We start from the raw sequence: 7,663 nt of genomic DNA on the forward strand, positions 1-7,663 counted from the left end.
CTCCCGGGGCCTACGCTGGAGGCATGAGTACGTTGCGCGGGCGGGGATCGGTCCAGGGGCTGCCGGAGTGGGGCCGCTGTGCGGTCATGGGCGTCGTGAACGTCACGCCCGACTCCTTCTCCGACGGCGGCCGCTGGTTCGACACCACGGCCGCCGTCAAGCACGGCGTCGACCTCGTCACCCAGGGCGCCGACCTCGTCGACGTCGGCGGCGAGTCGACCCGCCCCGGCGCGACCCGCGTGGACGAGGACGAGGAGCTGAAGCGCGTCGTCCCCGTGGTGCGGGGCCTGACCGCCGAAGGCGTCACCGTCTCCGTCGACACCATGCGCGCCAGCGTCGCCGAACAGGCGCTCGCCGCGGGCGCCGTCCTCGTCAACGACGTCAGCGGCGGCCTCGCCGACCCGCGCATGGTCCCCGCGGTCGCCGCCGCCGGTGCCCCCTTCGTGGTCATGCACTGGCGGGGCTTCCTCACCGACATGCACGCCAAGCCCGTCTACGAGGACGTGGTCTCCGAGGTCGTCGGCGAGCTGCACGCGCGCGTGCAGGCCGCCATCGAGGGCGGCATCGCCCCCGAGCGCATCGTCGTCGACCCGGGCCTCGGCTTCTCCAAGGAGGCCGAGCACGACCTGGCGCTCCTCGCCCGCATCGACCGGCTGCGCGATCTCGGCCACCCCCTCCTGGTCGCCGCTTCCCGCAAGCGGTTCCTCGGCCGGGTCCTCGCGGGCCCCGAGGGCGCCCCACCGCCCGCCCGCGAGCGCGACGCCGCCACCGCCGCGGTCTCCGCCATCGCCGCCCACCAGGGCGCCTGGGCGGTCCGCGTGCACGAGGTGCGGGCCACGGCGGACGCGGTGCGCGTCGCCCAGGCCGTGACGGACGCAGCCGGCGGCCACCTGTGACCGGGGCTGCCCGTACCGACATCGAGCAGGTCGAGCTGGCCAACACCGCCTTCTACGAAGCACTGGAGCGCGGCGACTTCGACAAGGTCTCCGACCTGTGGCTGGACTCCGCGGCCGACACCGTCACCGACGACCCGGACACCGACGACGACCGCACGGACGAGAACGACGAGCGCGCCGGGAACAGCGGCGACGGGGACGCCGTCTCCTGCGTCCACCCCGGCTGGCCCGTCCTCACCGGCCGCGGCGAGGTCCTGAGGTCGTACGCGCTGATCATGGCGAACACGGAGTACATCCAGTTCTTCCTGACCGACCTGAAGGTCGGCGTGGCCGGGGACACCGCCCTGGTCACCTGCACCGAGAACATCCTCAGCGGCGGCCCGCCCCCCGAGGGCGGCGGCGAGCTCGGCCCGCTCGTGGGGCAGCTCGTCGTCGCCACGAACGTGTTCCGCCGCACGCCCGACGGCTGGAAGCTGTGGTCGCACCACGCCTCGCCCGTCCTGGCCGAAACCGACGACGAAGAGGGTGACGAGAACCCCTCCTGAGTGGGTAGGGGCCAAGGACAGCGGGGGCGGCGGGGCCGGCGGACCGCGTCGGAAGGCCCCGCGGGCGAGCACTGTCAGTGCTCGCAGGTAGATTCGATCGAGGCCGGTGTGCCGACCGCACTCGGCGCAGGCCTGCCGATACCGACGATTGCAGGAGTGATTCGCGTGGATCGTGTCGCGCTGCGCGGCCTCAAGGCCCGCGGGCACCACGGTGTCTATCCGCGGGAGCGCGAAGAGGGCCAGACCTTCATCGTGGACCTCGTTCTCGGCCTGGACACGCGAGCGGCCGCGGCCGACGACGACCTGGCGAAGACCGTGCACTACGGCATCGTGGCCGAGGAGGTCGTGGCCGCCGTCGAGGGCGAGCCCGTCGACCTCATCGAGACCCTCGCCGAGCGCATCGCCCAGACGTGTCTGAAGCACGAGGGGGTCCAGGAGGTCGAGGTGTGCGTCCACAAGCCGGACGCCCCGATCACCGTGCCCTTCGACGATGTGACCGTCACCATCACCCGGAGCCGAGTATGACTGCGCCTTTCAAAGCGGGTCAGAGCGACCCGACCGTCCAGCCGGTGCCCACCTCCGTGGTCGAGCAGGTGGACGCGGCGGACAGCACCCTGTCCAACCCCAAGCGTGCCGTGATCTCCCTCGGCAGCAACCTCGGCAACCGCCTGGAGACCCTTCAGGGTGCCGTCGATGCCCTGGAGGACACCCCCGGCCTGCGGGTCAAGGCGGTCTCGCCGGTGTACGAGACCGAGCCGTGGGGCGTGGACCCCGGCACCCAGCCCTCGTACTTCAACGCCGTGGTCGTGGTGAAGACGACCCTGCCGCCCGCCTCGCTCCTGGAGCGCGCGCAGGCCGTCGAGGAGGCCTTCCACCGCGTCCGCGACGAGCGCTGGGGCCCGCGCACGATCGATGTGGACATCGTGGCCTACGCCGACGTGGTCTCCGACGACCCGGCCCTCACCCTGCCCCACCCGCGCGCGCACGAGCGCGCCTTCGTCCTCGCCCCCTGGCTCGACGTCGACCCCGAGGCCCAGCTCGTCGGCCGCGGCCCGGTCGCCGAGCTGCTTGCCGCCGTCACCCGCGACGGCGTCGCGCCCCGCCCCGACCTGGAACTCCGGCTGCCGGAATAGTCGTTAGGGTCTACGAGATCCGCAGCGAGATCCGCCGCGAGATCCGTACGACGATGAAGGCAACGAAGGGTCACCCGTGAAGCAACTGCGCATCAGGACACTGGCCGGCCTCTTCGCCGTGGCCGGAGTGCTGTCCTGGTCGGGCGCCCGGCTGTGGGACTCCCTCGGCACCCTGCCCCGGGTCCCGCTGGCCGCGCCCATCGTGCTCGCGGTGATCGCCGTCGTACTCCTGTCGACGGCGCTCTCGCTGCGCTCGCGGCTGCGCGCACAGCGGGAGCGCCGCCCGGGCGCGAAGGGCGTGGAGCCGCTGATGGCCGCACGCGCGGTCGTCTTCGGCCAGGCCAGCGCCCTGGTCGCGGCGCTCGTCGCGGGGATGTACGGCGGCGCGGGCGCGTTCCTGCTCGAATCCCTCGAGGTCCCGGCCCGCCGCGACCAGGCGATCTATGCCGGGCTCTCGGTCCTGATGGGCATCGCGGTGATAGCGGCGGCCCTCTTCCTCGAGCGGGTCTGCAAGCTCCCCGAGGACGACGACGAGAACGGCCAGGCGGCCCCGGCGACCTGACAGCGGGCTCGGCCGGCGCCCGGCCGGCTCAGTCGGCTCAGGGGGCCATGATCAGGCTCATCGCCTCATTGCGCGTCGCGGGGTCCCTCAGCTGACCGCGGACGGCGGAGGTGATGGTCTTGGCGCCGGGCTTGCGCACCCCGCGCATCGTCATGCACATGTGCTCGCACTGAATGACCACGATCACCCCGCGCGGTTCCAGTATCTCCATCAGGGAGTCCGCGATCTGCGTGGTCAGCCGCTCCTGCACCTGCGGCCGGCGCGCGTACACATCGACGAGGCGGGCCAGCTTCGACAGTCCCGTGATCTTGCCGTCCACCGACGGGATGTACCCGACGTGGGCGACGCCGACGAACGGGACCAGGTGGTGTTCACAGGAACTCATGACCTCGATGTCCTTCACCAGGACCATCTCGTCGTGCCCCAGGTCGAACGTCGTCGTCAGGACGTCCTCCGCCTTCTGCCGCAGCCCGGAGAATATTTCCCGGTACGCCCGGGCGACACGGGCCGGGGTCTCAAGGAGGCCCTCGCGGTCGGGGTCCTCCCCGACGGCGATCAGAAGCTCACGCACGGCGTTCTCGGCCCGCTTCTCGTCGAACTCGCCGATCGAGTGCTCGCCGTCCAGCGTCACCGGGTCGGTCATGTTGTGCCTCGTTCCTGTGCGTTTCACGCGGGCATACGAAAGTGCCGCGCCCCCCAGGCTAAAACCTGGGGGGCGCGACATTCATTCCGGGCCTGCTGAGGCGCGCGGGATCAGCTCTCGGGGCGGTCCTCCGGGGCCACCTCAAGGTGCTTCTCCGTGCTGCCCGAGGTCACCGCGGGGGTGGTGCCGTTCGCACCGTTCGTCAGTGACAGCTCCTTGGGGGAGAGCACCGGCGGGCGGGTCGAGGGCGTACGCCGCGAGGAGCCGGTCCACGCCGGGCGGGCCGGACGCTTCACGATCCCGGCGAAGATCTCCGCGATCTGCTCCTTGTTGAGCGTCTCCTTCTCGAGGAGCTGGAGAACCAGGTTGTCGAGGATGTCGCGGTTCTCGACGAGGATCTCCCACGCTTCGTTGTGCGCGGTCTCGATGAGCTTCTTGACCTCTTCGTCGACCAGCGCGGCGACCTCTTCGGAGTAGTCCCGCTGGTGCGCCATCTCGCGCCCGAGGAACGGCTCGGTGTTGTCCCCGCCGAACTTGATCGCGCCCAGACGCTCGGTCATGCCGTACTGCGTGACCATCGCGCGTGCGGTGGCCGTGGCCTTCTCGATGTCGTTCGCCGCGCCCGTCGTCGGGTCGTGGAAGACAAGCTCCTCGGCCGCGCGCCCGCCCAGCATGTACGCGAGCTGGTCGAGCATTTCGTTGCGCGTGGTGGAGTACTTGTCCTCTTCGGGCAGGACCATGGTGTAACCCAGGGCCCGGCCGCGGGACAGGATCGTGATCTTGTGGACCGGGTCCGAGTTCGGCGAGGCCGCCGCGACCAGGGCGTGTCCGCCCTCGTGGTACGCGGTGATCTTCTTTTCCTTGTCGGACATGATCCGGGTCCGCTTCTGCGGGCCCGCCACGACGCGGTCGATCGCCTCGTCCAGGGCGTGGTTGTCGATCAGCTTCCGGTCGCCGCGCGCCGTCAGGAGCGCCGCTTCGTTCAGCACGTTCGACAGGTCGGCGCCGGTGAAGCCAGGCGTGCGACGGGCGACCGCGCCGAGGTCCACGTCCGGGGCGACCGGCTTGCCCTTCTGGTGGACCTTGAGGATCTCCAGACGGCCCTGCATGTCCGGACGGTCGACGGCGATCTGCCGGTCGAAGCGGCCGGGACGCAGGAGCGCGGGGTCGAGGATGTCGGGGCGGTTCGTGGCGGCGATCAGGATGACGCCGCCCTTCACGTCGAAGCCGTCCATCTCGACGAGCAGCTGGTTCAGCGTCTGCTCGCGCTCGTCGTGGCCACCGCCGAGGCCCGCGCCGCGGTGCCGGCCGACGGCGTCGATCTCGTCGACGAAGACGATCGCCGGGGCGTTCGCCTTGGCCTGCTCGAAGAGGTCGCGCACACGGGAGGCACCGACACCGACGAACATCTCGACGAAGTCGGAACCGGAGATCGAGTAGAACGGAACCCCGGCCTCACCGGCGACGGCGCGCGCGAGGAGCGTCTTGCCGGTGCCGGGCGGGCCGTAGAGGAGAACGCCCTTGGGGATCTTGGCGCCGACGGCCTGGAACTTCGCCGGCTCCTGGAGGAACTCCTTGATCTCGTGGAGCTCCTCGACGGCTTCGTCCGAACCCGCCACATCGGAGAAGGTCGTCTTCGGGGTGTCCTTGGTGATGAGCTTGGCCTTGGACTTCCCGAAGTTCATGACCCGGGAGCCGCCGCCCTGCATCTGATTCATCAGGAACAGGAAGACGACCACGATGAGGACGAAGGGGAGGAGGGAGAGCAGGATGCCGACGAAGGGGTTCTGCTTCGACGGGGAGACGGTGTAACCGTCCTTGATCTGCTTGTCCTCGTACTTGGCCTGCAGAGACTTGGCGAGGTCGACGCCCTGGTCGCCGATGTAGCTCGCCTGGATCTTGCTGCTGCCCTTGACCTTCTCGTCACCCTTGAGCTCGACCTTGATGATCTGCTCGTCACCGGTGGTGAGTTTGGCCGACTCGACCTTGTTGTCGTTGATCGCCTGAACGACCTGACCGGTGTCAACCGTCTTGTAGCCACCGGACGAGCCGACGACCTGCATCAACACGACCACGGCAAGGACGGCCAGCACGATCCACATGACTGGCCCACGGAAGTATCGCTTCACGTCCATCCATACGGAGCGAAGACGCCCCGTCCCTCCTGCCATAGTGAGTTTGATAAAGACTGTTCTTCGGACGGTACCCCAGCATTGTGACCCGAAGCCGCACGGGACGGCTGGCAAACCCGCCTTCGCATGGTCCAACGGCGGGAAACGGGTGAGGGTTCCCCGCCGCCGTACCCAGTCCTACGGGCGTCAGGTCCCGTGGGCGTCAGCCGCCGTAGACGTGCGGGGCCAGTGTGCCGACGAAGGGGAGATTGCGGTACTTCTCCGCGAAGTCCAGGCCATAGCCCACGACGAACTCGTTCGGGATGTCGAAGCCGATCCACTTCACGTCGATCGCGACCTTCGCCGCCTCCGGCTTGCGCAGCAGCGTGCACACCTCCAGGGAGGCGGGCTCGCGCGAGCCGAGGTTGGAGAGCAGCCAGGACAGCGTCAGACCGGAGTCGATGATGTCCTCGACGATCAGGACGTGCTTGCCCTTGATGTCCGTGTCCAGGTCCTTGAGGATCCGGACCACGCCGGAGGACTGGGTGCCCGCGCCGTACGACGACACGGCCATCCAGTCCATCGTGACGGGGGTGGCCAGCGCGCGCGCCAGGTCCGCCATGACCATCACGGCGCCCTTGAGGACACCGACGATCAGCAAGTCCTTGCCCGCGTACTCCGCGTCGATCTTCGCGGCCAGCTCGGCCAGCTTCGCGTCGATCTCTTCCTTGGTGATGAGCACCGACTTGAGGTCGGTGCCCATGTCTTTCGCGTCCACCCGCATCACTTTCGGTCGTCCCACCGGCCGACCGGCCCGCGATGAGCACGGGCCGCACGTCAGCCTTGCCGGATCACCAGTCTGCCACCCTGGCGCTGGGCCACGACTTTGCCCGGGAGATTGATGGCTCCCTGGCCGCGCCAGCCGGTGATCAGGCGGTCCACCTCTTCGATGTGCCGGGCGAAGAGCGAACCGGGGGGTGCTCCGGCCTCGATGGCGGCCCTGCGCACGATGCGGCGGCGCACGGCGGGCGGCAGGGCGTAGAGCTTGGCGCACTCCAGGAGGCCCGCGGCGTCGCGCACGGTCGCCTCGGCCTGGGCGGCCCAGGTGTCGAGCGCGTCCGCGTCGTCGCGGGAGAGCTGGGCCGTGCGGGCGAGCGCCTCGACGACGCCCTTGCCGAGCGCCTTCTCCAGGGCGGGCAGGCCCTCGTGACGCAGCCGGGAGCGGGTGTACGCCGGGTCTGCGTTGTGCGGGTCGTCCCAGACGGGCAGCGACTGGACCATGCACGCCTTGCGGGCGGTCTGGCGGTCGATGTGCAGGAAGGGGCGGCGGTAACGGCCCGCGACCCCCGAGGTCGCGGCCATTCCGGACAGGGAGCGGATGCCGGAGCCGCGGGCGAGGCCGAGCAGGACGGTCTCCGCCTGGTCGTCGCGGGTGTGGCCGAGCAGGACGGCGGCCGCCGCGTGCCGTACGGCGGCGGCGTCCAGGGCGGCGTAGCGGGCGTCGCGGGCGGCTGCTTCCGGGCCTCCCTCGCGGCCCACGCGCACGGTGACGGACTCCACCGGGTCGAGGCCGAGCGCGGTGAGGCGTACCAGGACCTCGGCGGCGCGCAGATCGGAGCCGGGCTGCAGGCCGTGGTCGACGGTGACGCCGCCGGCGCGGATGCCGAGCTTGGGGGCCTCGAAGGCGAGGGCGGAGGCGAGCGCCATGGAGTCGGCGCCGCCGGAGCAGGCGACGAGCACGAGCGGCTGGGGGGCGTGCTCGTGTGCGGGGGG

General features: G+C 70.4%; 9 protein-coding genes. 5 read left to right on the forward strand and 4 right to left on the reverse strand.

The window, feature by feature from the left end:
* Window positions 1-23: 23 nt before the first annotated feature.
* The 5 genes from folP to GKQ77_RS23050 all read left to right on the forward strand — a co-directional run bounded on the left by folP (window position 24) and on the right by GKQ77_RS23050 (window position 3,136).
* A complete protein-coding gene (gene folP / locus GKQ77_RS23030; protein ID WP_219690832.1) occupies window positions 24-896 on the forward strand; it encodes a dihydropteroate synthase in 873 nt (290 codons plus the stop codon).
* Complete coding sequence (locus tag GKQ77_RS23035; RefSeq protein WP_219690833.1) at window positions 893-1,441, forward strand: nuclear transport factor 2 family protein; 549 nt, start codon at window positions 893-895, stop codon at window positions 1,439-1,441. Before folP ends, GKQ77_RS23035 begins: the two co-directional genes overlap by 4 nt.
* Before the next feature lie 165 nt (window positions 1,442-1,606).
* Window positions 1,607-1,966 carry a dihydroneopterin aldolase gene (gene folB, locus GKQ77_RS23040; protein WP_219690834.1) on the forward strand — a complete coding sequence of 120 codons (360 nt, stop codon included), beginning with the start codon at window positions 1,607-1,609 and terminating at the stop codon, window positions 1,964-1,966.
* The gene (folK, locus tag GKQ77_RS23045; protein WP_219690835.1) at window positions 1,963-2,574 is read left to right on the forward strand and encodes a 2-amino-4-hydroxy-6-hydroxymethyldihydropteridine diphosphokinase; all 612 of its coding nucleotides are present in this window, start codon (window positions 1,963-1,965) and stop codon (window positions 2,572-2,574) included. Before folB ends, folK begins: the two co-directional genes overlap by 4 nt.
* Before the next feature lie 76 nt (window positions 2,575-2,650).
* Window positions 2,651-3,136, forward strand: coding sequence for a DUF3180 domain-containing protein (locus GKQ77_RS23050; RefSeq protein ID WP_219690836.1), 486 nt, complete (start codon window positions 2,651-2,653; stop codon window positions 3,134-3,136).
* Window positions 3,137-3,173: 37 nt separating this feature from the next.
* Here GKQ77_RS23050 and folE read toward each other — a convergent pair whose 3' ends face one another.
* The 4 genes from folE to tilS all read right to left on the reverse strand — a co-directional run.
* Complete coding sequence (folE, locus tag GKQ77_RS23055) at window positions 3,174-3,779, reverse strand: GTP cyclohydrolase I FolE (RefSeq protein WP_219690837.1); 606 nt, start codon at window positions 3,777-3,779, stop codon at window positions 3,174-3,176.
* A gap of 110 nt (window positions 3,780-3,889) precedes the next feature.
* Window positions 3,890-5,914, reverse strand: a complete 2,025-nt coding sequence (gene ftsH / locus GKQ77_RS23060) for an ATP-dependent zinc metalloprotease FtsH (RefSeq protein ID WP_219690838.1) — start codon at window positions 5,912-5,914, stop codon at window positions 3,890-3,892.
* A 199-nt stretch (window positions 5,915-6,113) separates the two neighbouring features.
* On the reverse strand, window positions 6,114-6,674 hold the full coding sequence (gene hpt, locus GKQ77_RS23065; protein WP_125517906.1) for a hypoxanthine phosphoribosyltransferase: 561 nt from the start codon (window positions 6,672-6,674) through the stop codon (window positions 6,114-6,116).
* A gap of 53 nt (window positions 6,675-6,727) precedes the next feature.
* Window positions 6,728-7,663 (reverse strand): tRNA lysidine(34) synthetase TilS (tilS, locus tag GKQ77_RS23070; RefSeq protein ID WP_219690839.1); only part of this gene is annotated, 936 nt, incomplete at its 5' end.

The sequence above is a fragment of the Streptomyces anatolicus genome, from assembly GCF_019400875.1.
GTDB lineage: Bacteria > Actinomycetota > Actinomycetes > Streptomycetales > Streptomycetaceae > Streptomyces > Streptomyces anatolicus.